At 62.5% G+C, this 22,210-nt stretch carries 21 protein-coding genes and 3 riboswitches; of the genes, 8 read left to right on the top strand and 13 right to left on the bottom strand.

The window, feature by feature from the left end; translation table 11 throughout:
• Positions 1 to 7: 7 nt before the first annotated feature.
• From ACWHTU_RS17160 to ACWHTU_RS17115, 10 genes are all read right to left on the bottom strand, one after another.
• Complete coding sequence (locus ACWHTU_RS17160; RefSeq protein ID WP_447860628.1) at positions 8 to 658, bottom strand: hypothetical protein; 651 nt, start codon at positions 656 to 658, stop codon at positions 8 to 10.
• Positions 658 to 1,614: a respiratory chain complex I subunit 1 family protein gene (locus ACWHTU_RS17155; RefSeq protein ID WP_447860627.1), complete on the bottom strand. Its 957-nt coding sequence runs from the start codon at positions 1,612 to 1,614 to the stop codon at positions 658 to 660. The genes ACWHTU_RS17160 and ACWHTU_RS17155 overlap by 1 nt, the downstream gene beginning before the upstream one ends.
• Entirely contained in the window at positions 1,611 to 1,886 is a 276-nt protein-coding gene (locus ACWHTU_RS17150) for a universal stress protein (protein WP_447860626.1), read from the bottom strand. The genes ACWHTU_RS17155 and ACWHTU_RS17150 overlap by 4 nt, the downstream gene beginning before the upstream one ends.
• Positions 1,887 to 1,985: 99 nt before the next feature.
• A riboswitch (Fluoride riboswitch) is annotated at positions 1,986 to 2,065 on the bottom strand.
• Positions 2,066 to 2,184: 119 nt separating this feature from the next.
• Complete coding sequence (locus tag ACWHTU_RS17145; RefSeq protein ID WP_447860624.1) at positions 2,185 to 3,762, bottom strand: MutS-related protein; 1,578 nt, start codon at positions 3,760 to 3,762, stop codon at positions 2,185 to 2,187.
• Complete coding sequence (locus tag ACWHTU_RS17140; RefSeq protein WP_447860623.1) at positions 3,759 to 5,294, bottom strand: MutS-related protein; 1,536 nt, start codon at positions 5,292 to 5,294, stop codon at positions 3,759 to 3,761. The genes ACWHTU_RS17145 and ACWHTU_RS17140 overlap by 4 nt, the downstream gene beginning before the upstream one ends.
• Before the next feature lie 150 nt (positions 5,295 to 5,444).
• Positions 5,445 to 5,942: a hypothetical protein gene (locus ACWHTU_RS17135; protein WP_447860622.1), complete on the bottom strand. Its 498-nt coding sequence runs from the start codon at positions 5,940 to 5,942 to the stop codon at positions 5,445 to 5,447.
• The gene (locus ACWHTU_RS17130; protein WP_447860621.1) at positions 5,936 to 6,913 is read right to left on the bottom strand and encodes a HEAT repeat domain-containing protein; all 978 of its coding nucleotides are present in this window, start codon (positions 6,911 to 6,913) and stop codon (positions 5,936 to 5,938) included. Before ACWHTU_RS17130 ends, ACWHTU_RS17135 begins: the two co-directional genes overlap by 7 nt.
• 54 nt (positions 6,914 to 6,967) lie before the next feature.
• On the bottom strand, positions 6,968 to 8,779 hold the full coding sequence (locus ACWHTU_RS17125) for a dynamin family protein (protein WP_447860620.1): 1,812 nt from the start codon (positions 8,777 to 8,779) through the stop codon (positions 6,968 to 6,970).
• 26 nt (positions 8,780 to 8,805) lie between these two features.
• Positions 8,806 to 8,875, bottom strand: a riboswitch (Fluoride riboswitch).
• A 92-nt stretch (positions 8,876 to 8,967) separates the two neighbouring features.
• Complete coding sequence (locus ACWHTU_RS17120; RefSeq protein WP_447860618.1) at positions 8,968 to 9,519, bottom strand: hypothetical protein; 552 nt, start codon at positions 9,517 to 9,519, stop codon at positions 8,968 to 8,970.
• Between the two features lie 31 nt (positions 9,520 to 9,550).
• The gene (locus ACWHTU_RS17115; protein ID WP_447860617.1) at positions 9,551 to 11,227 is read right to left on the bottom strand and encodes an ATP-binding cassette domain-containing protein; all 1,677 of its coding nucleotides are present in this window, start codon (positions 11,225 to 11,227) and stop codon (positions 9,551 to 9,553) included.
• 51 nt (positions 11,228 to 11,278) lie between these two features.
• Positions 11,279 to 11,360, bottom strand: a riboswitch (Fluoride riboswitch).
• A gap of 177 nt (positions 11,361 to 11,537) precedes the next feature.
• Between ACWHTU_RS17115 and ACWHTU_RS17110 the strand changes: the two genes are divergently transcribed.
• On the top strand, positions 11,538 to 11,879 hold the full coding sequence (locus ACWHTU_RS17110) for a hypothetical protein (protein ID WP_447860616.1): 342 nt from the start codon (positions 11,538 to 11,540) through the stop codon (positions 11,877 to 11,879).
• Between the two features lie 18 nt (positions 11,880 to 11,897).
• On the opposite strand, the gene ACWHTU_RS17105 is transcribed toward ACWHTU_RS17110, so the two are convergent.
• Together ACWHTU_RS17105 and ACWHTU_RS17100 are read right to left on the bottom strand one after the other, a co-directional pair.
• On the bottom strand, positions 11,898 to 12,278 hold the full coding sequence (locus ACWHTU_RS17105; RefSeq protein WP_447860615.1) for a hypothetical protein: 381 nt from the start codon (positions 12,276 to 12,278) through the stop codon (positions 11,898 to 11,900).
• Positions 12,279 to 12,551: 273 nt separating this feature from the next.
• Positions 12,552 to 13,106, bottom strand: a complete 555-nt coding sequence (locus ACWHTU_RS17100) for a hypothetical protein (RefSeq protein WP_447860614.1) — start codon at positions 13,104 to 13,106, stop codon at positions 12,552 to 12,554.
• Positions 13,107 to 13,477: 371 nt separating this feature from the next.
• Between ACWHTU_RS17100 and ACWHTU_RS17095 the strand changes: the two genes are divergently transcribed.
• From ACWHTU_RS17095 to ACWHTU_RS17065, 7 genes are all read left to right on the top strand, one after another.
• Positions 13,478 to 14,944 carry an SAM-dependent methyltransferase gene (locus tag ACWHTU_RS17095; RefSeq protein WP_447860613.1) on the top strand — a complete coding sequence of 489 codons (1,467 nt, stop codon included), beginning with the start codon at positions 13,478 to 13,480 and terminating at the stop codon, positions 14,942 to 14,944.
• A 290-nt stretch (positions 14,945 to 15,234) separates the two neighbouring features.
• Positions 15,235 to 15,525, top strand: a complete 291-nt coding sequence (gene tatA / locus ACWHTU_RS17090; RefSeq protein ID WP_447860612.1) for a twin-arginine translocase TatA/TatE family subunit — start codon at positions 15,235 to 15,237, stop codon at positions 15,523 to 15,525.
• Between the two features lie 108 nt (positions 15,526 to 15,633).
• Positions 15,634 to 15,924, top strand: coding sequence for a twin-arginine translocase TatA/TatE family subunit (gene tatA / locus ACWHTU_RS17085; RefSeq protein ID WP_447860611.1), 291 nt, complete (start codon positions 15,634 to 15,636; stop codon positions 15,922 to 15,924).
• Between the two features lie 127 nt (positions 15,925 to 16,051).
• Complete coding sequence (locus ACWHTU_RS17080; protein WP_447860610.1) at positions 16,052 to 16,621, top strand: Uma2 family endonuclease; 570 nt, start codon at positions 16,052 to 16,054, stop codon at positions 16,619 to 16,621.
• A 499-nt stretch (positions 16,622 to 17,120) separates the two neighbouring features.
• Complete coding sequence (locus ACWHTU_RS17075) at positions 17,121 to 18,812, top strand: alginate export family protein (RefSeq protein ID WP_447860609.1); 1,692 nt, start codon at positions 17,121 to 17,123, stop codon at positions 18,810 to 18,812.
• A 123-nt stretch (positions 18,813 to 18,935) separates the two neighbouring features.
• Complete coding sequence (locus ACWHTU_RS17070; protein WP_447860608.1) at positions 18,936 to 19,343, top strand: hypothetical protein; 408 nt, start codon at positions 18,936 to 18,938, stop codon at positions 19,341 to 19,343.
• A 351-nt stretch (positions 19,344 to 19,694) separates the two neighbouring features.
• On the top strand, positions 19,695 to 21,389 hold the full coding sequence (locus ACWHTU_RS17065) for an alginate export family protein (protein WP_447860607.1): 1,695 nt from the start codon (positions 19,695 to 19,697) through the stop codon (positions 21,387 to 21,389).
• A 47-nt stretch (positions 21,390 to 21,436) separates the two neighbouring features.
• Here the strand turns inward: ACWHTU_RS17065 and ACWHTU_RS17060 are convergent, their stop codons facing one another.
• Entirely contained in the window at positions 21,437 to 22,108 is a 672-nt protein-coding gene (locus ACWHTU_RS17060) for a transposase (protein ID WP_447860606.1), read from the bottom strand.
• Positions 22,109 to 22,210 lie beyond the last annotated feature (102 nt).

Genomic DNA, 22,210 nt, shown 5'->3' with positions numbered 1-22,210 from the left:
GCGCCTCCTATCCGGTCAACCGTTGAAGTTCGGCCGCACTGGTGGTTCCCAAACGGATGGCCATGATCTGGACCATGACGCTCATGGCAATGACGGTCACCAGGATGTCGAAGAGGACCACCAGTTCCACGATGAGCGGCATGCCCGGCGCCAGCACCACGGAGCCGAGAAAGATGCCGTTCTCCACGATCAGAAGCGCGAGCACATGGGTCACGGCTTGAGACCGACACGACAGCACGAAGAAGCCGATCAGGACCAACGCCAGGGCCACCGCGACGGCCCCGATCACGAAGGGATTGCCCTGGCGACCCAACAGACGGAGCGACACGAGATAGGCGCAGATCACCAGGCTGATCCCGATCAAGAGGGAACTGGGCACCTTGAGGAAAAGATTCATCTCCTGTTCCATCACAGGATTTTTTGTGACTCGAAGCAGAATGAGCGGCACGATCAGGCCGCGCACCAGATAGGTCAGCACCGCGACCGCGTACAAGACCCCATGCCCCGTCTGGACGGCCAGCAGCCCCGTCAGAAGCGAGAGGGTCAGCGACTGGAAGGCGTATGCATGAATGTAGACCCGGAGCCACCGGGTTCCCAGGATCACCAGCGCGGACAACAGGATGGCCACGATCATCAGATTCAGGAGCACGGTCGCCATCACGGACCTCCTTCCAGTTGGTGCGCGATGATGGCCAGGAGCGCCAAGATGAACGAGCTGCCGAGATACTCCTGGTAGCGAAAGTACCGAAGTCGCGCGATGGAGGTCTCAACCACCGTCACGACGACCACGATGACCCCCATTTTCAGAAGGAGACCGACCAGAGCCCCGAGCACCGAAAGGACGGACCCGTCCCGGGAGAGCCCCCACGGGAACAGCAAGACGTTGCAGAAAATAACCAACAACAAGAACTGCTTCATATGGGAAGCCCACTTCAACAGGGCCAACCCCCAGCCCGAATATTCGAGAATCCGCGCCTCCTCGATCATGCTGATCTCCACATGCGTGTTGCTGTGCAACGGTAAGCGGTCCGTGTCGGCCAGAAACAGCAGAAAGAAGGCCGCCAGGATCAGCAGGTGGGCCGGACTGAAATACGCGGTGAGACTGTCCCGCAAGGTGTGGTTGACCACATAAGGCAGCATGGATTGGGCGATGAGCGCGACGCCGATCAGCACCAGGATCAGGGTCGGCTCGGCGAGAATCGCGACGAAGGTGGTGCGGCTACTGCCGTGGCCTCCGTAAGGGCTGCCGGTATCCATACCGGCCAAGTTCACCATGAAGCCGGCCAAAGCGAAAAGAAACGCGCCGCCCAGCATGTCGCCCATGAAGCCGAGTGGAAGCGGGAAGTCTGTAAGGACCGGGATCAGCAGCGTGATGGTGATCATCGCCGTGAAGGCCGCGAACGGTGCGACCAAAAACACGGTGGACGCCGCGCTCGGGAGAAGCCAGACCTTCCGGAAGAGTTTCTGCAGGTCGTAATAGGGTTGCAGGATGCTCGGCCCCCGTTTTGATTCGACCATCTCCTCCAGGCGTGTGATCACGCCGCTGATCAGCGGCGAGCACAGGAGCACCGTGATGACCTGCAGGATTTGAAGGACGACGTCCGGAAGTCTCACGACCAATGACTCCTCGGGCTCTCGCTCATTTCACAACCAGGATGTGGCACGGTGCCTGCTGGGTCAAACTTCAAGAGGGGCCGCCGCGGATTCGTGAGAAGCCCAACCGCGTAGTGCGGCAAATCCTCTTCGATCGAGATCGAGTGCAGGTCGGCGCCGGACCGCTTCGCAAGGTCGACGGACACACGAAGGGCCTTATTCGCCCTATCCGATCCATCGAGCGCGACCAGGATCTTGCCGACTTTCAGTAATCCTGCAGCTGGATGCCCCATGCGAAGCCTTTGGCGACATGGGTGACGGGAAGAAGTCGTTGGAGCCTAGCTGGCAGGAGAATGGGTCGTGCGCCGCGAAAAAAAACTCCTACCAGATTCACTCCGGTAGGAGTCATCAGCCCCGCAGCCACGACGTTGCGGCGGGACGCTTCTTGGTGAACTCCATCACCAATACGTCTGGGATGTTACATAATCCACTCACAACAGTCGTGTCAAGAGGCGACGACGAAGTGAGAACCGCATCGCCTTCGTCGCGACCGACGGCGAGCAAAGGCGGCCATGACCGCCGGCATCCTCATCATCCGTCTCGTCGGCCGAGCGGGGATCCTGCCGGATGCCGATCACCTGCAAAAACTCCGACCGCGGGTGTCGCATCCGGTTCATCGCCGAAGATCTTCCGGTACAGGTCTTCGCCATAAGTGGTCTCCTCCGGCTCGCCTTCGACCAGTCTGAAAGTTCGCGTTCCGTCGGCTCGCCTCTCGGCGCGGAGAAACAGGGTGTCTTGCGTCTTCCTTTCGAAGAAACCGTGGGCGAACTCGTACAGGTGCGTCACATAGAAGATCTTGACGCCCTGCTCCAGCAAAGCGTGCACCACCTGCTTCGCGATTTCGGACCCCTCTCGTTCGTTCGTGGCCGCAAACGATTCGTTGAGGAGCAGCATCGAGTTCGGTGCGAGACGGTCGACGATCTCGCTCAATCGCGCCAGTTCCTCGTCCAGTTTCCCCTTCTTCATCGTCGCGTCTTCTTCTCGCTTGTAATGGGAGAAGAGACCCGTGCATAGTTCGGCGTCGAAGGACTCGGCCGGGACGAACATGCCGGCTTGCATCATCACTTGCGCCAGACCGATGCCGCGCAGGAAGCTCGATTTCCCACCCTGGTTGGCGCCGGTGATGATCACAAGGCTCTTGCCGTCGGCGTCGACTGTGTTGCCCACGACGCGGCGCTCCATGTGGAGCGCCAGGCACACGTCGTACAACCCGCTGACGCGATACCTGCGCGTGCCTGCTGGCGCCGGCTTGGGAAAACACAGCGGCTCTCCCTTGGCCGTGAGGCGATCGTGCAGATTCAGGCAACCGAGGTAAAAAGCCAATTCCGCCCTGAGCGTCTGGAAGAACCCGAGTATGTGGTCACTGGACTGAGCCAGCGCATTGGCGGCCGGGTCGATGCCCCGGTCCCGCAGTTCCGACAGGGCTCTGTGGCCGGCTTCATCGCGATCGGCGATCCGAAAGGTGTACGCGGGCGGCCCCTTCCCGAGGAGTCGGGCCAACCAAGTCTGTCTCCTACGGTGCGGTTTGCGCAGGATGTAGTTCGTGCCCTGATTGCCGCGACCCAGTTCGGCGCTCATCAGAACGCCCTCCGGGAACTTCAGGTTCCGGAGATGTTCCTCGATTTCGGCCAAATAGTCGTCGCTCAACTCCGTTTGCAGCATCGCGAAAAAGGCCGAGAACCCCTCCGACTCGAAGCGCCCCGTCTGTTGCTCGGCGACGACCCTGAGCTTCCTGAGGACGCCGAGGAACAGCTGCAGCAGTTCGATCGAGCCGTGCAGAATCGCGCTCGGATACCGGCTGAACACGCCCAACCAGTGTTTCCGCTTCGCATCGATCGCCTCCATCGCGAGGTCGTACAAGGTTCTGACCACTGTCGGATGTTTCAGGCTGTCCTTCAAGACGGCCTGCCGATACAGAACCGTGTCCACATCGTTCTCCAGGCCCGATAGAAGGACTGTCCGGGCCACGTCGAAAAGAAACTCGTCGCCGTTTGCCATGGTACGAAACAGCGTGTTCAGCTCCAGGTCCTGGAGCAGGAGACGTTCGTGGCCCTGCAGATCCCGGCCGGCGGCGAAATCCCGATGCCGGTGCATGAGACGCGCGTTCATGCTCGCAGCCGCTCCTTCAGCCGGTCGTAGGTCATGCGGTATTTTTCCGCGATAGCGAGGGCGTAGGCGAGCCCGTCGGCCGGCCGTCGCTCCACCCTGTACGTTCGAACCGCCGGATTGACCGGATCGACCAGGGCGACCATGCTGACCGTCTTCTCGTTGAGCGAGGCCAGTTCATCAAGAAAGGTGACGCAGACGCACAGCAGATCGAGCCACGAGATCCTCGCCAACACCTTCTTGCTCAAATAGATCGCGTCCTTGAGCCCGGTGGACGAGAAAATCTCGTTCATGACGATGAGGCTGTTCGGCGTGGCCTGAGCCAAAATCCGCCGAATCCGGACCAAGTCGTCTTCCAGCTTGCCACGGAGGTTCGTGATGTCTTCTGCCTTGTCGAAATGGCAGAAAAGGCGGTCGAACAGGAACAGGCGCGCGTCCATGCCCGGGACCGGGCAACCGAGGCTAGCCAGGTAGTGCAACTGGCCAAACATGCGGGCGAACGTCGTCTTGCCGCCGTGGTTCGGGCCGGATACGACGAGGATCCGCTCCGGGCCGCGCAGGGAGAAATCATTGGTCACGACGGCGGCGTGTTCCCGGATGAGCGTATAGGCCAGTGCCGGATCGAAGGCATGCCGAACGTGAATCTCCTTGCGACTGTCCGAAAGCTGCGGGTAGCAGAAGCTCAGGCCGGCGCGCCGGAATTGCTCGACATACTCGAGATAGGCGACGTAGAACTGGATCTCGCGGTCGAAAGTCATGATCGTCTGGTCCGGATACTCGGCGTGTTCCGCGCAGAATCTTTCGAGGGCGCGGAACGTGGCCGGATGCAACAGCGCTACCCGATCCAGGATCTGGGCCTCGACGTGGTTCATGCCTGCGCGTTCCGGGAAGGTAACCCGGTACTCCTTCCCGGCGCCCCGCCGGAATTTGTTGAACGTCCGTTCGACAGCGGTGCGGTAGTCGATCTCCGCGTCATAATGGCAAACTGTGATGCTGCTGTCCCTCAGGAGCAGGGTGTATCGGATGGCGGCCAACGCGGCCGTCAGTTGCCTGGCTTCGGCCGCGAGCGTACGGAACATGGCGGAGCGGACATAGGCCACCAGAAACTCCCCGAAGGCGCGCATGCCGCGGGATGTCGGGTGAAGCTCAGCGAGGTCCTGCGACAGGCGTTCAACCGTGTCGCAATAGAGTGCGGCGGCGGCGAGAAACCACCCTTCCTGCTCATACCTGTAATCAAGCGTCCTCGACCGGTGAAGATGCTGACGCATCGCGCGCATGCCTTGAGCGAATGTGGTCATGGCATGCAGCAGAGTCCGATCCTCGAGATCGCGCATGACTTCCTGGCGATAGGCGATCGTATCGAGATCGTGCAAGGAAAGCTGGAAGAACGGCGCGAGATCGTAGTCCTCCCGGCCGGCCGTGATGGCCTTCACAACTTGGTCGAGGTTCAGGTCATGGAAGAACTCGGGCGCGTCAGGCGTCCCATGCGCCTTCGGGTCATCCGGTCCCGGAAATAAAATGCTGACAAAGCCCATGGCTTCAGCAGATGCCCGCCAACGGGATCAAACCGCCTGATGGCCTGTTCCGCGACGAGGATAAGATGGGACGGACGTGGCGGCCGAGCGGGACCGTCACGGTTTGAGGCGGACATGCAAGAGCCGTATGGTCCTCGAAGGGTTGACCCGTCACGTTGATTGGGCGGAGATGTTGGCGCGCTTCGAACAAGGCGCGGCATCTTCCTTGTCATCCCGTCCGTTTTTCGCCGGAGGCACGTTTCCGATGGCAAGATGTTCCAACTCAAGCATCAGACGGGCGAGCGCCTCGATTTCGGGATCAAGGCTGGCGCCAAGGGCCGGGTCCACGTCCCCGTACCGCCGCAGCCGTTGGCTGTCGGATTCCTGCAACACCACCCAGAGTTGCGAAAGCCCCTTCAGGATTTCTCGACTTACCGGTTTGACTTCACGAGGCAGCGCAAGCCGGTCGCGGAGGGTCGAAATCAGCGCATAGACCTCTGCGACCGTGAGTCGCAACGCCTGTTCCACGTCCGGAGCGAGGTCGTTGCAAACGTCGAACATCAGGCCATGTTCCTCCGGGGAGGCGAGTCGGGCCTCGATGTCGCGCATCTTCTCTTCAATCAGGCTCATCACGATGCGCAGACTCGTCCGTTGCGCGTCGTTCAGCACGGGACGTGTCCCTTCAGGCGTTCGAGCACCGCCAGCACGGCCGACCGCGCGTTGACGGTCAAGGGAACCGTGTCGCCGGCCACGGATACGACTCCATGGAGGAGCGCCTGCTCGATCAGCGGAACGCAGCGCGGCCCGATACGGGCAAGCGCCTCGGCGCAGCGGTCGCGCTGGAGAAAATCCGGGTGGGTCAAGCCGGCGAGGAGAGCCGGGACCGCCTCCAAGACCGCGTCGCCTGCTTCCACCACCGTCAAGGCGAGCGCGGCCTCCGTCCGCACCTTGTCGGAGCGATCACATAAGGCGTCGCGCATCGGGGCCACGGCTTCCTTGGCGTACAAGAGACCGAGCAGACGGAGCGCCTCCGCACGTCGCTCGATGCTCGGCAACAGCTCTTCGTCCCGATACATCCGCCGCTGCGCCAACGTCGCAATGAGAGGCGGAATGGCGGCCCAGCCCATGTCGAGGATAGCCTGCGCGAAACGATCGCGCTTAAAGGCGTCTTCGAGCCCCTCGACCATCCAGGGCAACGCCGCCGTTTCATGGAAGCGGACCAACGCCTCGGCGGCGCTGACCAGGTGCTGGCTGCGCAAGGCGTCCAGCAGCGCCGGGATCGCACGCCGATCGCCGATCCGAGCCAGTTGGCGGGCGACGGCGTTCTGCACGTCTTCCTCGGAAAGGCGCAGGAGCGGGCTGAGTCCGACGAGACGCCGGGGATCGAGGGCGTTCAACAGTGCGTGGAAGGCTGACTCTCCTTTGATCCGGCCGAGGGCCTCGGCCGCCAGCACCCGTCCTTGAGGGAATTGGCTGGGCGGCCCGAGCAGGAAGCGCGCCAAGGCCGGGACGGCGCGTTCGCCCAGTCTCAGGATGTCCGCCTGAACCTGAAGATTCCAATGCAGGTTGTCGAGGCCGCGCACGAGAGCCTCGATGTCCTCATCATCGGCCGGATGACGATCCGCTTCACGAACGTCCATCGTCGCTCACCATGCATCGCCGACGCCGCGCTCGGCCGCGTCTGCTCGAACGCCTTACAACGGGCTGCCGTACGAGGTTGCCTTCCCAGGCGGCGACAGCTCCGCCAGCAACTGCGTCAGCCGCGGCCGAAAACCCTTCAGCCGCTCCAGCTCCGGAAGCCCGGCCGCCTCGCGTCGGGCTTGACGTTCGAGTGCGGCGCGCACTGCCGTGCGGATGTGCCCGATCGCGGCGTCGAGCTGCGCATCCATCCGCGCTTCGAACTGGCGAAAGGTCTCCTCCAGGTTCTGGCGCGTCGCCCAGCGGATCTCCTCGACGTTCCGTCTGACCAGATACGCGATGGTCTCGCGCAGGCGGCGGTCGAAGCGCTTGGCCCGCAAGCGCCGCGGCAGAAGCCAAGTGATCCAGACCCCGGCTTCCTCGGTAAAGGAGGTCACCCAGCGTTGGCTGATCACCCGGGGCTCGCGGACGGTTTCAAGGCGGTCCACCGCCGCGGTGTCCAGGCAGGGCACCTCGAACAAGTCCGCCGCGGTTCGCCGCACGCGGTCGATGAGATGTTCGAGCTCCCGGCAGTGGAGGTCTTGAACGGCATGGAACCGGGAAGCGACGGCGGCCGACAGCTCGCGTGCCGCCTGCCCGAACACCCGATCGACTTCTTCGGCCAGCAAGGTGGAGATCCGGCGTGGCAGCTCCGCGCCGGCTATGCCGGCGCCGGTTTCGCCGCGCACGGTCTCCGCACAGGCCGACAGGGCTTTGGTCGCTGGCTCAACGAGCGCGTCCGCCAGCCGGTCAAGCTCCGCCAACAGCCGTTGCCGGTCTCCGGCCAGCCGATCATGGAAGTACACCCGTTCGCGCTCCATCGTTTCGAGATGGGCGTCGAAGCGCGCCGCGCGCCGCTCCAAATCTTCACGAGGCAGATCGATCACGCGGCGCTGCAGGTCCAGGGCAAACAGGGCCTCACCGATCATCCGCGCCGCTTTCGTTCGAACGGCCTCTTGCAACGCCGCCTGCTTGTCGGTGACGAGAAAGTCCGCCAGGTACGTCTCCAAGGCCGTGATCCCGCTTTCGGAGAGAAGAGGAGCCGAGGCGGTGGCGCGCGCCTCCAGCGCCTGGCGCGCGGAAATCGTGAAGATGCGCTCTTCGGCGCGGAAGCCCGCTTGCTCATGCAGCACCCGTTGGAGGAAGGCGAGCACCTCGGCCCGCTCCGGGGTCGGAAGGAGGTCGGCTTTCGTCAGGACGAAGACCACCCGGGCGACTGCCTCCTTGACCAGCCGGAGGAATTGCAGTTCGATCTCGGTGATCGGCGGGTCGGGCGAGAGAATAAAGAGCGCGCCGTCGCAGACCGGCAAGACGTGCCGCGCCATCTCGGTGTTGTGCGGCAAGGTGGACCCGATGCCGGGGGTGTCGATGATCTCCACCCCGTTCGCGAGCAACGCCGAGGGATGGTCCACTTCGACCTGCGCGACGCCGAGCCGATTGGCGGGGTTTTCTCGTTCGGTGACAAAGCGGGTCAGGACCTGCGTCAACGCGTCCGCCGTCCCGACATGCTCCTCCTGCCGCCCATCCAGCCGGATCACACGGACCCGGCGCTCCGGACCATAGCGCAGGAGGGTCGGGATGGCAGTCAAGGGGAGGACGCCGGTGGGGAGGAGCGGTTCGCCCAACAAGGCGTTCAGCAGGCTGCTCTTCCCGCGCTTGAATTGTCCCAAGACTGCGAGCCGGAACCGGCCTTGGTCGTAACGATCGGACAATTCCGCGACGCGCGCGGCGAGCCCGGTGAAGTCGGAGCCCATCTCCGCCAACACGCCGTGGAATTCGGCGAGGCGAGCGATCAGCCATTCCTTGGGTTGAGCGGAGGCAGGCGCCATAAATAAAAAAACTCCTACCGCGGAAACCGCCGGTAGGAGTCATCAGCCGGGCCGTCCAGCCCGGCGCTTCAGGTGAACTCCATCACCTGATGACAGAGTACTGAGTTTTTATACACCCGGTTCGGAAACTCCGTCAACCGGTCGGCAGCCAACGCGGATTCCCGAGGGCGGCTCGTGGGAAATCGCCATCAATAACCGTGCTCGGGGATCACGTCGTTGAACCGCGGCGCCAGGGTGCGGCTTTCGATGAAGATGATGCCGCGTTCGCCAAAGCCCTCGTAGGTCAGGTTCACCTCCGTATCGGAGCCGCGCCAGTTGAATTCCTGGTTCAGCCCGCGGATCATCGAGCCGGGGGTCCGGTCAGCCCGGCCGAATTCTCGCTCCAGATAGGCCAGGATCTGCCCATGAGTCTGCGCGCCACGATACCGGACGGTGGCGCGCGCGAATTGCCCGTGGATAGCGATCAATCGGACCGAGTCGGGCCGGGCATCGCCCAACAGCGGGGCACCGTGCTTGAATTCGTACGTCTGAAGGCGGTCTCCGGCCTCGACCTGGACGAGCTCCGGGACATCAGCCAGCTTGGCGCCCCAGCGGATGCCGTAAAACCCTCCGGGGTCCCGCTCCATCTCGCCGGCGGTCGCGGACGGCGGCGACAGCACGCCGCAGAAGCTGGCGAGCGCGAGGACGACGCCGGTCCGGAGCATCCCGGCCCAGCCGCCAAAGTTCCGCTGCGGGATCATGAAACACCCGCGTGCCCGCGGCAGCGCCGGATCAGCGCAGCAAGACATGCCGATCCACATAACTCGTGAAGCTCGGGTCGTTGGAGACGAAAATGACCGACCACTCTTCCTCCTTCGAGCACAGCCGGCGAAGCAGGACCTCGCGCAGGCTCGGGATCATGCTGTGCAGGGTCCCGTCGAAGATCAGCAGGCGCGGCCGCGTGACGATGGCTCGCGCGACCAGGATCCGCAAGATCTGGCTCAGCGTGAAATCCTTGCCGTGTCCCGTGACCATGGTCCGCAAGCCGTCCGGGAGCGCGTCGACCTCCTCTTCCAGTTCCACGAAGCGCAGGGCCCACTGGATATCGTCGAAGGAAATCGACGGACGGCCCAAGACGATGTTATCCTCCAGGGTACCGTCCAGCAGCGTGGGATGAGAATCCAGCACCAGCCCCCGGCACGAGCTGATCGAATCCATGCTGAGGTCGACGAGATTCATATCGTTATAGCGGACGACCCCGGCGGTCGGCGCATAGAGGCCGGCCAACACCTTGGCCAGCGCCGTCTTCTCGGTGCTGCTCCGGCAGAGGACCGCCACTTTTTCGCCGGGCGCGACCTCAAGGTTGAAATGACTGAACAGGGGAGCCGAGCCTGGATAGGCGAAGGCCAGATTCTTGCCCGTCACCGTGACCCCTTCGCCGAACCGCGCGATCGGGAGGTGAACTTTGGGAAGCGGGACCTCCTTCGGCAGCGCGAAGAATCCGGCCATTTCCCGGAACGACACGAAGGCGAAGAACAGCACCGCGATACGGCGGGCCAGCGTGTCCAAGTTCAACAGGAGATTGCCCACGATCACCTCGGCGGCGGCGAATTGCCCGACAGTGAGCTGACCCTCGGCGACCAACAAGCCGGCCATAGCGATCAAGCCGCTGTGGCCCGCCACGTGCCACAGGGACGCCGCTTTGTATTGGCGTCCAGTGAGGAGATCCGAGCGGCGCTGCCGCACTTTCACGTACGCTCGGGTCAGCGCGTCGGTTTTGTGCAGCAAATAGGGACTGGAGCCGGCGGCCCGCAGGTGGGCGAGATTGAGCGCGATGTTTTGCATCCAGTGGAAAATCTCGTAATGCAGACGAGACATGTCCAGCGTGATGAGGAACCCGCCACGGCCGAACAGCGAGACGAGGAAGACGAAGCCGGCGACCAGCGCCAGGTTGTAGGCGGCGAAAAAGGGATGATAGAAGACCAGCATCGTCATGCCGATCGACCCAACCACGACGACATTGAACAGATCCGCCGTCATCGCCGCCAGGGCACGGGTCAACAGGTCGGCTTCCATGAAGCGGTAGGCGTGTTGCGGCAGGAAATGGTCTTCGCGCAGCCGGGGCAGGGCCTCGGTGAACGCGACAGCGACGCGAGTATAGAGACGCTGGTTGAGCGTTTCGACCGCACGGGCCTGCAGCACGCGGAAGGCGGCGACGCCCATCAACGTCCCGGCGACCGCTAGGGCGAGCGTCAGGATCATGCGCGGTTCGACAGCGAAGGAAAACGTGCTGACCAATTCCTGGACTGCGATCGGCACGCCCAGCATGAACAGGCCGATCGCCACGGCATAGGAGGCGATGATCCCGAGCATCCTGCGCTCCAATCGGAGAAACAGGCTGAGATGGGCGACAATGTCCCGGACGACGTTCGTGCGGACATATTGAGGCAGGAAGTCCCCGATCGGCATGCTCCCTCGGTCGGCGTTCACCTCCGAAACAAAAAACTCCCACCGCCGCCATGGCGAGTAGGAGTCATCAGCCGCCTCATCATCCTTTCCCGGGGAGGCGGCGGTTAGGGTGAACCCCATCACCCGGCCCGGAAAACCGTATTGTGAACAGTTCCTACACTGAAGCCAAGGAACCTGTCAACCAAACAGGCAAGACGCCGTGGGACGGTTGCGGCGGCTGCCGGGGCGATGACGGCAAAAAAGCCGAACGAGGTGTAGAATGATACGAGAACACAGGATCGTCGAGGACCGACGCGAAAGGAGGGCGGCCATGAAACGCGTGAGAACGGTGGGACTGGGGGCCCTGTGGGCGATGTCGGTAGTCGCGGCTGGGTGCGCTACCGCATCCGATCCTGTCGTGGCCAAATGCGGATCAAACTATACCTGTCTCCGGGACACCATGTTCCAATACCGCCAGCAGGCGGCGGAACTCAGCGCGCTGGCGCAACGGTATGAGTTGGAAGCGATGGCTAAGGCCAGGGAATTGGGACAGGATGCAGAGCCGGTGGCCAAGAGTCGTGAGCTGGCGAAGCAACTGAGAGCCGAAGCTCAACAGGCGGACGAACTGGCGCGCGACGCGCAGCGGCAACTGCCGCACAACATGAAGTACTGACCGGGCGTGGTGCGGCGGCTACCCTCCTCCGGACGGGGTAGAGAGACGATCGGCCCGTCGGCAGGTGGTCTGCGAACGAACCCGCTGGCAGTGGACGAGCGAAGCAGGCGTGCCATCGGCGAATTGCAACGGAGCAGCGGAGGTTGTGGAGTGCGCGCTCGGGAAACCGGGCTCGGGAAGGAATGGAAGGAGACGATGCTCGACGATGCACTGATGCTGGGCGTCGAGCGACCGAGCGGTCAACGAACAGTAGCGCGCGAGGGCCTTCAGCAAGCGGGCGGAAGCAGCCTCTCGTTCGTACCGTGCTTCTCGCAACGACGTGTCCGGGGGAACAGTCCCCGCGCAGCCTGCCGACAGCCCTACTCCTATCAAGACCACCGCGACGGTCGAGAATCGCATGGGGTTGCCCTCCGGAGCGGGCCGTCGCGGGCACAAAAAAACGCCCTTTCGGCCCGTCATGACCAAAAGGACGTCCTTGTCCTTGCCCCGCCAAACGAGAAAAGACCTCGTTGTCTTCTCGTCAGCCTATTCTGAACGGACACCTCTATAGCAAAGCCGCCCCCGCCTGTCAAGGCAAGAAAAGAAGGCGGGAAAAGGGGTCGGGAGTCTTTTCACAATATAAAAATTAAAGACTCCCGACCCCTTTTCTTGGCTCTTTTCTTGGCTGCAAGCTCAGTTTGGCCCTGCGGCCGGGGTGGCCGCGCTGGCGGCGGGCGAGACGGTGAACCGCATGGTCCCCATCAGGGAGATGGGGCTGACTTCCTCGCCCACGTGGATCTCCACCTTATACCGGCCCGGCTTCCAGCCGCCTTGGGGCGGGAAGAGCTTGAGGTAGCCGCTCTCATCTTCGGTGGCAATGTACACCGTGTCGCGGGTCAGCTCGACCTTGGGATCGAGTCCGGGGACGTCCTCCGGATAGCAGACGCCGATGATCAGAAAGGACTGGTAGTGTTGGTGCAGGCGAAACACGATGAACACCGGCTTGGAGTCCGACCGGTATTCCGTGGTGGGATTAATCGGAACATATTCGTTCTGTCGCCGAAAGCCCAGTTCCTCCTCGAACCCTTCCGTCGTTTCAATGGAGCGAAACATGCCTTCCGGAGGGGCGTCGAAGTTGTAGGGCTTGACATCCTCCAGCCGGTTTTGGAACTGGTCGATTGGCACGTTGCGCGTCAAGGGCAGGTCTTCCGCCCACGCCGCCGACCACACCAGCAGTGCGACGACCATGCACGATCCGAGTATGTCCCTTGCTGTGCGCTGTTTGCCGCTTATCATTAATTTATGTTCGTACACCCGGGCACTCGCGGCTGTCAAGCAAGGCCCTCGTCCGTCCCTCCCCTACGCCCGCTGCCAGCTCTGAGCGTTCAGCCAGCCGTCTTCAGCTCCCCCCTCACCTCCCTTTTCCCCCTGTGGAAGGAATGAGGAGTGCTCAGGAATCTTCCGCTGAAGGCTGATCGCGGAAAGCCGATGGCCGCGAGCGATCCCGCGGTTGCGGCCCAGCGAAGCCATTTGCTAGAATCCGCTGCCGCTTCAGGGAAAGGTGAATACCGGGTAGCGAGCAGCTGAGGATGAGAGCTATTCGCTATCGGCTATGAGCTATGCTGCACGACCTCGAGGCCCTGCCCCAGCCGATCGGCGACTATAAGCCGGTTGACTACTGGCAGGCCCATATCAACGAGCTCTTCTATCGCCTCCGGGGCGACCAGCTTCGCCAATACTATCAGACCTTCGCCTCCGCCGATTATCGCCTCGCGCACGCGCTGGCGCAGGATTACTACGAGCGCGTCACGAAACGTGAGCAAACGCTCGGCGCGACTTGCGGGACCGGAGAGAAAAGCGAGACAGAGGCCCAGGGCGAGTCCCGCCCGCCTCGCCCCCTGATCATCCACGAATGGGGGCCCGGCAATGGCAACCTGGCCGCCTGTTTCTTGACCCACTTGCAGCGCCTCGACAAAGACGGGCGCGTGTATCCGCGGATCCGGTACGTGTTGGTGGATAAGCATCCGGCGACCTTGGAGCAGGCCAAGGCGCATCCCGACCTGGCGCCGCATCGGGAGCGGGTGGAGACGCTCTGCGCCGATGTCGCGAACCTCGCCGCGGTGAAAGACGGCACAGTCGATCGGATCATCTGCAACGAGCTGTGGAACGATCTGCCCACCAAATTGATGGTCAGGAAGGCCGGCGAGATCGAAGAGGAACACCTGCGCCCGAACCTCAGCGAGACGAAACACGCGCAGATCACGGACTGGTCGGGATTCGTACGGGCCTTTGAGGCCAAGGACGCCGACACGCTGAAGGGCTTCCCGCCCTTCTTCGAGGACCTTGTCTGGGAAAAGGAGTACCACAAAGTCGAGTGGAAGGACACGCCCTACCGCAAGACCATCGTCGAGTTTCTCAAGCAGATCGACGAGCAGGTGCTCGTGCCAGTGAATCTCGGCGCGTTCGCGACGCTCAAGGAGGCCAAGCGGATTCTCACGCCGGACGCCGTTGGCTTCAGCAGCTTCGACGCGGGCGCAGCCGAGCTGAAGGTCTTGAACAATCCCGACAAGCCCTGCTACGGCCAGTTCGGCGGCCAGTACAGCTTCATGATCAATTTCCCGCTGGTTGCGGCGGTGGCCAAACAACTCGGCATCCCAGCGGTCGTCGTGGAAGCCCAGCGGGAATTCGTCGGGCGCAGCCTGAACACCCACGTCATCACGCTCATGGATCTGCTAGCTGTCCATCCGTCGGCCGGGCAGAAACTGGAACCCTGGGAGCGGGATCGCTTGGTGATCAAGACGATCCGCGCGCTCAACGAGACGGTCCACAGCCCCTACGAGCGCAAGCTGGAGTTCCCAATCCGCAAAGAAACCCCGCCGGAGGAACGAGAAACTCTGCAGGGGATCCTGCTCTCTTTGAAGAAGGACGGCGTGCCCGACACCGTGGCCTACCTCACGGAAGACGAACTCTATCGCGCCATGCCCGACTTGGAAGCGATCGGCTACGACCGGGAGCTGATCAAAATGGCGCTCGAAGCCCCCCTTAGCGACATCGAGTATTTTCATATGTTTTGCGCGCTGAACTAGCGAAGCGCGAACAGCAAACAGCAAGCCGCGACGAGCGTGGAGCGATGCGTCGCCAGCGACCGGCTACCAGCTAGTCGCGGGTCGTGATCCGCGAAAAGACCCGGAACCCCGAGAATTGCCTTGACTATTTGGGAAAACTTTTATAGCCTCACCCCCGTTCGTGGAGAACAGCCCCTGCCTTCGCGTGAAGGAACCGCAGGGTGGCGGCCGGCGCGACGGGGCGTAGGGGGCCTGAGAGACACCGAAACACACGACGACGAGATCACCGGAAGAAACAAGACAGGCACGCGATGTTCGGGTCGTTCGGCTGGATGGAGTTGCTGCTGATCTTGATCATCGTGCTGATCATTTTCGGCGCGGGCAAGATTCCGCAACTCGGCGAAGGGTTGGGCAAGGCGATCAAGGGATTCAAGAAGTCCGTCAACGAGCCGGACGCGATCGACGTCACGGCGCAGGCGGAGCCGGTACCGCCAGCCCAACCGATCACGCAAGCGCAGGCCGCGCCGCCGCAACAACCCCAAGCGCCGCCGCAATCTGGCGCGACTACCTCCCAGCCGACGGAACAACCGAAGCAAGGATAATTTTTAAGGAGAAGGCAAGAGGCTGGAGGCGAGAGGTGATGGGCCAAGAAAGGTCGGAGAGGTTTCTAGCCCTGAGCCCCCGGCTCCAAGCCGCTCGCCGACAACACGATGTTCGGCCTCGGCGCAAGCGAGATTCTCATCATTTTGATCATCGCCTTTCTCTTGTTCGGGCCCAAGCAATTGCCTGAAATCGGCCGGCAGGTCGGCAAAGCGGTCAAGGGCTTCAAGGAAACGGCGGACGATCTCCGGAAGACGGTCGAGCCGGAGATCACCATGATCACGCAAGAAGTCAAGATGGTCGAGCAGGACTTCGAAGCCTCGATGAAAGAAGCCGAGGAAGAAATCAACGCGGCCACGAAGACGGCGGAAGGAACTGAACAGAAAGCGAGCAGCTCATAGCGAATAAACTGGTAGCCAGGGGCGGGAAGGTCAGAGCTACCGGCTACCATTTTTGCAAGCCGGCCCCCGCTCCCCGGGCGGGAGAGCGTTGAGGGAACACAAGGGGTCACGCATCACGGACTTTAAGATGTCCACCGCCACCGCACACGTCACAGCCGAACAGTTCTGGAAGCTCTATGGAGACCGGAACCGGGAGCTTGTAGCCGGGGAGGTTATCGAATTGTCTCCGGGATCGGTCGAGCACGGGAACATCACGCTGAAGGCTGCGTTTCCCCTCCAGACGTTTCTCCAGAAGCATCCGCTGGGCGAGCTGTTTGGGAACGACACCGGCTTTCTGCTCAGCCGCAACCCCGACACCGTGCGAGGCCCCGACGTCGCCTTTGTGCGCCGGGAGCGCCTGGCGGATCTGCCACGCGACGGCTTCTTCCCTGGCGCGCCCGATCTGGCGATCGAGGTCGTCTCGCCCAACGATTTGGCGCAGGATGTTGAACGGAAAGTGCAAGAGTGTCTCACGGCCGGTGCGGCGATGGTGTGGGTCCTCTATCCCGATACCCGGCACGTCATCGTCTATCGGCCCGGCGGCGAGGCCCGCGACTTGAGTGAGAAGGACGCGCTGGACGGAGCGGAGGTGCTCCCGGGTTTCGCCTGCAAGGTGGAAGAGCTGTTCGGGACAGAGCCGATAGCGAAGAGCGGATAGCCGGTGACAGCAGAATCCAAGGGAATGGAACGGGAAAAAACAGCCGGTAAGAACAAGTCTGGAAGCCATGCGGCTTTCAGATGGAGACGATGAGCGTTCAGCTTGCAGCGGAAGAAGAAGGGAGGTGACGCCACTTCAAGGCGAATAGCGAACAGCCGGGAGCTAAGAGCGTCGTGCGGCCGGCGACGAGCTATTCGCGGTCGGCTTTATGTTGGACGGACGGAGGCGTGGGCACAGTCGCCTCCGCGTGAACAGAGAGGCCTTCACCGTGCATCTTCTCTGCCTGGACAGAGCCCTCTCCTGGCGGAGAGGAGCTTCTCCCAGTTCCCTCTCCCCTGGTGGGAAAGGGGAGGGGGAGAGAAAGCGGTGAGGGGACACACCAGCATCGTAGTGGCACGGTTGGACTCGTAAGCGAGAGAACTCTCCTCATTCCCTCTCCCCGGGTAGGAGAGAGGACGAGCGAGGGGGATTCGCTAGCCAATCAAACAGGAGGAACACTATGAGCACCATCCAGGGACGGACGCGGTGGTTGCGCTACGCGATCGCCGCAGGGGCGGCCATCCTGGCCGCCGGGCTCCAGGGTTTCATCGTTCCCGCCTTCGCCGGGTACGAACTGCCCCCCGGCGAACGCATCACCAACCTCCCGCACATCCCGCGGGCCATGCCGCAAAAGGAAGCCTACGAAGTCTACGACCCGGTCATTGGCCGGAACTTCGACATCAAAAACCTCTGGATGCGCGCCGACTTGCGCGTCCGGCCGGAGTTCCGCAACGGCGTCTGCTTCGGCGGTGGCCCGCCGGTCGGCGGCGCCTGCACCACCATTGTCGGCGCGCGGGCGAACGCGCCGGCGTTTCAGAACGGCGGCGCCGGCATCACCAAGGGCGCCAATGACTTCTATGTCCAGCAGTGGGTGCGCTTGGGCATCGGCTACGACCTCTCGCCAGATGTGAATTTTTACATGGAAATCATCGACGCGGCGACCTGGGGGGGAAACGGAGACCCTAAAAATGCTGGCAATGGTGGGGACCCGCTGAACCATAATTGCTCTAACCAGGTAACCGGTGCTTGTCGTTTGGGCGTCCGTGCTGCCTATGTGCTTGTCCGGAATTTCGCTGGCATCGAAGGTCTCAGTATGAAGGCAGGGCGACAGTACGTGATCTTCGGGAACCACTCGCTCTTCGGCCACTTCGACTGGGCCAATACCGGCTATTCGCACGACGGCATCATGTTCGCTTACCAGACCAAGGCCTTCGACTCCTACTTGGGCTGGTTCCGGCAGGCGGAAACCGACATAGCCCAAGGAGCACCGGTCGGCAGCTTGGCTGGGAACATTGCAGGAACAGCCGGCAATGGGCGACCTGATGGCGGTGGCGACGCCGACATGTTCATCTTCTATAACCAGATCAAGACCGTGCCTGGGTTCCTGATCGAGCCGTACTATGTGCTGTACATCAATCAACTCCATGAGTCACTGAACTCGGCTCAGGGCCTTGGGACGCCCAAGTTTTCCAACCAGATCCGCCACATGATCGGCAACCGGATCGAAATGCGGAAGGGCAACTGGGACTTCATCAACGAAACCGCCTGGCAGACCGGCCGGCAGGCTGATGGTGTGGGAAATGATAATTCGCGCAACTTGACGATCAACGCTTGGGCGACCCGGAACTGGTTAGGTTACACCTGGTATGAGAACAAGATGAAGCCGCGTCTGGCGGTGAACTTAGACTATGCCTCCGGCGACGGCCGGGCCGCTGCTTGTACAGCAGGGGCCACGGCTCAATGTAAGACCTCCAATACCTTCGAAAACTTCTTCCCGACGAACCACATCCACATGGGCTATGCGGACGTGATCGCCTGGAAGAACATGCTGTCCCCCCAGGCCAACTTCCAGTTCCGGCCGACGGCGCGCGATCACTTCGAAATCTGGTACATGAACATGAACCTGGCCAGCTCGAAGGACTGCTGGTATCGGGCCGCGCAGGGCTGCTATGTGTTCTCCAAGGCGAACAACACCAAGACCCATATCGGCGACGAAATCGACTTCACCTGGACGCGGATGTTCGCTGACGGCAAGGTGGCCTTCCAGGCGACCTACGGCCACATATTCGCCGGCGGCTATCTGACGGCCAACCTGCCCGGCTCGCCGTCGGATCAGAGCTGGGGCTTCGTGCAATTGTGGATGAACTTCTAGCCTGATCTCCTTCCCCCTGGTAGGGGGGAGGGAAGAGTGAAGGGAACCCCCGCTCCCCAGCCCTCTCCCCTAGTGGGATGAGGGAAGGGTGAGGGGGTGAGCCTAACAAGAAGGAGACCAACCATGAACACACTGAGGGGACTCACGCTGGGCGTCGCCGCTCTGGCGTTGGCGGGCATTCCGTTGAGTGCCCAGGCCCAGATCGCCGAGGTCAACCAGGCGATCATGGAATTGACCGATCCGCCGGCCCTCGGGCAGCGGACCACTGTGGACCTGAACAAGCGTTGGGGATCTGATGTTACGCAGATCAAGAAAGCCGCCGTCCTGCTCCGCGAGGCGCTCAACAAGACGACCGATCCGCAGGCCAGGGCGCAGTTGGACTTGGCGGTGGATTATGCGGAAGCCACGTTGCACAAGGAAGCGCGGCTGTCGGCGCAGGGCGCGCTGTACTACCTCTGCAAGCAAGCCGGCGGACAACCGGCGGATGTCTGCGACAAGGTACCCAAGTTCGGCAGCTACGTGGCCCCGTAATCGGAAAAGGAGAGAGGGGTAGAAGGATCGCGGGGAGAATGCCCCGGACTCCTTTCCCCGATATCCCGCGACCCCGTTCTAAAAAAGCGTCCCCGCTGGGGATCTGCCCGATGCTCAGCGGGGATTTTTTTGTGCCCCCCTCCCTGCCCCCTCCCCAATGCTGGGGAGGGAGAGGGCAACCGTGATGCGGAGCAGGACCGAGAAAAACCTCCCCCTTGATGGAGGAGGCCTACAAAAATAACTCCTCCCCCTTGCTTGATGGAGGGGGCAACGAAAATAACCCCTCCCCCTTGATGGGGGAGGGAAGGGTGGGGGTGGCGAACAACGAAATCGATATAGGAGATGGTACGAATGAGGAAAGGCGTCCGAGTGGTCAAAAGGCTCGTCCTCTTCTTGCCGCTGATCCTGCTGGGGCTGGCGCTCCGGCCGGCCGCCGCGCCGGCCGGCTTTGAACTGCCCCCCGGCGAACGCATCACCAATCTTCCCGCCCTCTCCCGTGCCATCCCGCAGCTCGAATCCTATGAACCCTACGATCCGGTCATCGGCCGGAATTTCGACCTGAAGAACTTCTGGCTGCGCGCCGATCTGCGCGTGCGGCCCGAATGGCGGAACGGCGTCTGCTTCGGCGGCGGCGCGCCGGCTGGGGGCGTCTGCAACACGTTCAATCCCGCCGCCGGTACGGCCAACCGCGCCAATGCCGGTAAGGGCGCCAACGACTTCTACGTCCAGCAGTGGGCGCGCCTGGGCATCGGCTATGACCTCTCGCCGGACGTGAATTTTTATGTTGAGGTGATCGACTCGGCCGTGTGGGGCGGGAACGGCAATCCGGCGAATGCCGGCAACGGGGGGGATCCATTGAACCACAACTGCTCAAGCGTGACGCCGGGCGCCTGCCGCCTCGGCGTTCGGGCCGGTTATGTGCTGATCCGAAACCTGGGCGGCGTGCAGGGCTTGAGTCTGAAGGTCGGCCGGCAATACGTCGTCTTCGGCAATCACTCCCTCTTCGGCCACTTCGACTGGGCCAATACCGGCTACTCGCACGATGGGGTCATGGTCAAGTATTCGACGAGCGCCGTGGACACCTATGTCGGCTGGTTCCGCAGCGCGGAGACCGATCTGGCGCAGGCGGCTCCGGTCGGCAGCCTGGACGGCAACGTCGTGGGCGCGGGCAACGGCCGCCCGGACGGCTCGTTGGATGCCGACTGGTTCATCCTCTACAACCAGATCAAAGCCGTGCCGGGCTTTCTTCTCGAGCCGTTCTACGTGCTCTACAGCAACAACCTGCACGAGTCGGCGAACAGCGGCTTCGGCATCGGCACCCCCAAGCATGCCTCGCAACTGCGCCACATGGTGGGGCTGCGCACCGAGCTGCGCAAGGGCAATTGGGATGTCATCAACGAGACCGCCTGGCAATTCGGCCGCATGGCCGACGGGCTCGGGATGGACAATCAGCGGAACCTGACCATCAACGCCTGGGCGACCCGCAACTGGCTGGGGTACACGTGGTTCGAGTGGAAGTGGAAGCCTCGCTTCGCCGTGGGGTTTGACTACGCCTCCGGCGACGGCAATGCCAACTGCGCCGTCGCGGCGAACACCGGGAACCAACTGGCCGCGCCGACCGCCTCGGCGGGTTATCGGTGCAAGACCGCCAACACCTTCGAGAATTTTTTCCCCACCAACTACATCCACGCCGGCTATATGCTGAACGCCGCCTGGCGGAATTCGATCCAACCGCAGGTCAATCTGCAGGCCCGGCCGACCGCCCGCGATCATGTGGAGTTCTGGGGCCAGCGGCACTACCTGGCCAACGCGCGGGACAACTGGTACCGCGGCGCGCAGGGCCCGCTCGTGTTCTCAGCGGCGAATAACACGGTGAATCATGTTGGCGACGAAGTCGATTTCGCCTGGACGCGGATGTTCGCCGACGGCAAAGTCGCGCTCACCGCGACCTACGGGCACTTCTTCGTGGGCGACTACGTCCGCCGGAACCTCGGCACCAACTCGGATCAAGACTGGGGCATCGTCCAACTCTGGATGAATTTCTAGGAAGAAAAGAAAAGGGGTCGGGAGTCTTTTCCGGCGAGTTCGTTCGCTCAGGAACCTTTCGGCCGGCCGCGCGGTCGCAAGGTTGACTCCAGCCCCAGACGCTTGGCCGTCCGCATGACCCAACTCTCGCTCCCGAACGGCCGTCCCCGCTGCACACACTGCCGCAGCGCTTCCAATTCCGCCCCTGTTTCCGCTTGATTCACCCAGGCCACCCAGTTACGCGGTCGCTCCACCGGCCAGTCCGACAACCACAGCGACAGCTTCGGATCATCCTGCAGCCTCCGCCACAGGCTCGACCAACGCCAGTTTTCCGCCTGCCGCACAAGCCGAGCCCGCACCGGATTCCGCTCCACGTAGCGCGCCACCGTGAGAAAGTGCTCGTCGGTCTGCACCGGAAACGACTTAAACCGTCCTTGATACACCGGCCCCATCCCCGCCGTGCCGCGGTGGGCGTGCCAGCGCTGCGTGTGGGTCACCGTGATCCACTGAAGGACTTCGGACAGCTCCCCATCCTGCCGGGGCCACAGCAGCAGATGCCAGTGGTTGGGCATCAGGCAATAGGCCAAAATGCGCAGGCGGGTCTGCGCATACGCTTCTTCGAGGATTTTCTCGAAGGCGGTATAGTCGGCGGGCTTCTCGAACAGCGGCAGGCGGCCGACCCGCCGATTGAGCACATGATAGACCATCCCGCCGGTTGCGACACGCGGACGCCGAGGCATGATGCTGCTTATACGGCGCGGCCGTGGGTGTGTCAAGAAAAGACTCCCGACCCCTTTTCTTGGCTTGCCGGAGGGATGGCGCTTCTTTATACTGTGCTCCGG

The sequence above is a fragment of the Nitrospira calida genome (assembly GCF_976986435.1).
The sequence above is the reverse complement of the archived record's forward strand: the minus strand, read 5'-3'. Positions and strand labels throughout refer to the sequence as shown.

Bases quoted from the DNA above. Each gene is read 5' to 3' on its own strand.
- ACWHTU_RS17160 (WP_447860628.1), bottom strand. From the start codon at position 658: ATGGCGACCGTGCTCCTGAATCTGATGATCGTGGCCATCCTGTTGTCC.
- ACWHTU_RS17150 (WP_447860626.1), bottom strand. From the start codon at position 1,886: ATGGGGCATCCAGCTGCAGGATTACTGAAAGTCGGCAAGATCCTGGTC.
- ACWHTU_RS17145 (WP_447860624.1), bottom strand. From the start codon at position 3,762: ATGAACGCGCGTCTCATGCACCGGCATCGGGATTTCGCCGCCGGCCGG.
- ACWHTU_RS17140 (WP_447860623.1), bottom strand. From the start codon at position 5,294: ATGGGCTTTGTCAGCATTTTATTTCCGGGACCGGATGACCCGAAGGCG.
- ACWHTU_RS17130 (WP_447860621.1), bottom strand. From the start codon at position 6,913: ATGGACGTTCGTGAAGCGGATCGTCATCCGGCCGATGATGAGGACATC.
- ACWHTU_RS17125 (WP_447860620.1), bottom strand. From the start codon at position 8,779: ATGGCGCCTGCCTCCGCTCAACCCAAGGAATGGCTGATCGCTCGCCTC.
- ACWHTU_RS17120 (WP_447860618.1), bottom strand. From the start codon at position 9,519: ATGATCCCGCAGCGGAACTTTGGCGGCTGGGCCGGGATGCTCCGGACC.
- ACWHTU_RS17115 (WP_447860617.1), bottom strand. From the start codon at position 11,227: ATGCCGATCGGGGACTTCCTGCCTCAATATGTCCGCACGAACGTCGTC.
- ACWHTU_RS17110 (WP_447860616.1), top strand. From the start codon at position 11,538: ATGAAACGCGTGAGAACGGTGGGACTGGGGGCCCTGTGGGCGATGTCG.
- ACWHTU_RS17105 (WP_447860615.1), bottom strand. From the start codon at position 12,278: ATGCGATTCTCGACCGTCGCGGTGGTCTTGATAGGAGTAGGGCTGTCG.
- ACWHTU_RS17100 (WP_447860614.1), bottom strand. From the start codon at position 13,106: ATGGTCGTCGCACTGCTGGTGTGGTCGGCGGCGTGGGCGGAAGACCTG.
- ACWHTU_RS17095 (WP_447860613.1), top strand. From the start codon at position 13,478: ATGCTGCACGACCTCGAGGCCCTGCCCCAGCCGATCGGCGACTATAAG.
- tatA (WP_447860612.1), top strand. From the start codon at position 15,235: ATGTTCGGGTCGTTCGGCTGGATGGAGTTGCTGCTGATCTTGATCATC.
- tatA (WP_447860611.1), top strand. From the start codon at position 15,634: ATGTTCGGCCTCGGCGCAAGCGAGATTCTCATCATTTTGATCATCGCC.
- ACWHTU_RS17080 (WP_447860610.1), top strand. From the start codon at position 16,052: ATGTCCACCGCCACCGCACACGTCACAGCCGAACAGTTCTGGAAGCTC.
- ACWHTU_RS17075 (WP_447860609.1), top strand. From the start codon at position 17,121: ATGAGCACCATCCAGGGACGGACGCGGTGGTTGCGCTACGCGATCGCC.
- ACWHTU_RS17070 (WP_447860608.1), top strand. From the start codon at position 18,936: ATGAACACACTGAGGGGACTCACGCTGGGCGTCGCCGCTCTGGCGTTG.
- ACWHTU_RS17065 (WP_447860607.1), top strand. From the start codon at position 19,695: ATGAGGAAAGGCGTCCGAGTGGTCAAAAGGCTCGTCCTCTTCTTGCCG.
- ACWHTU_RS17060 (WP_447860606.1), bottom strand. From the start codon at position 22,108: ATGCCTCGGCGTCCGCGTGTCGCAACCGGCGGGATGGTCTATCATGTG.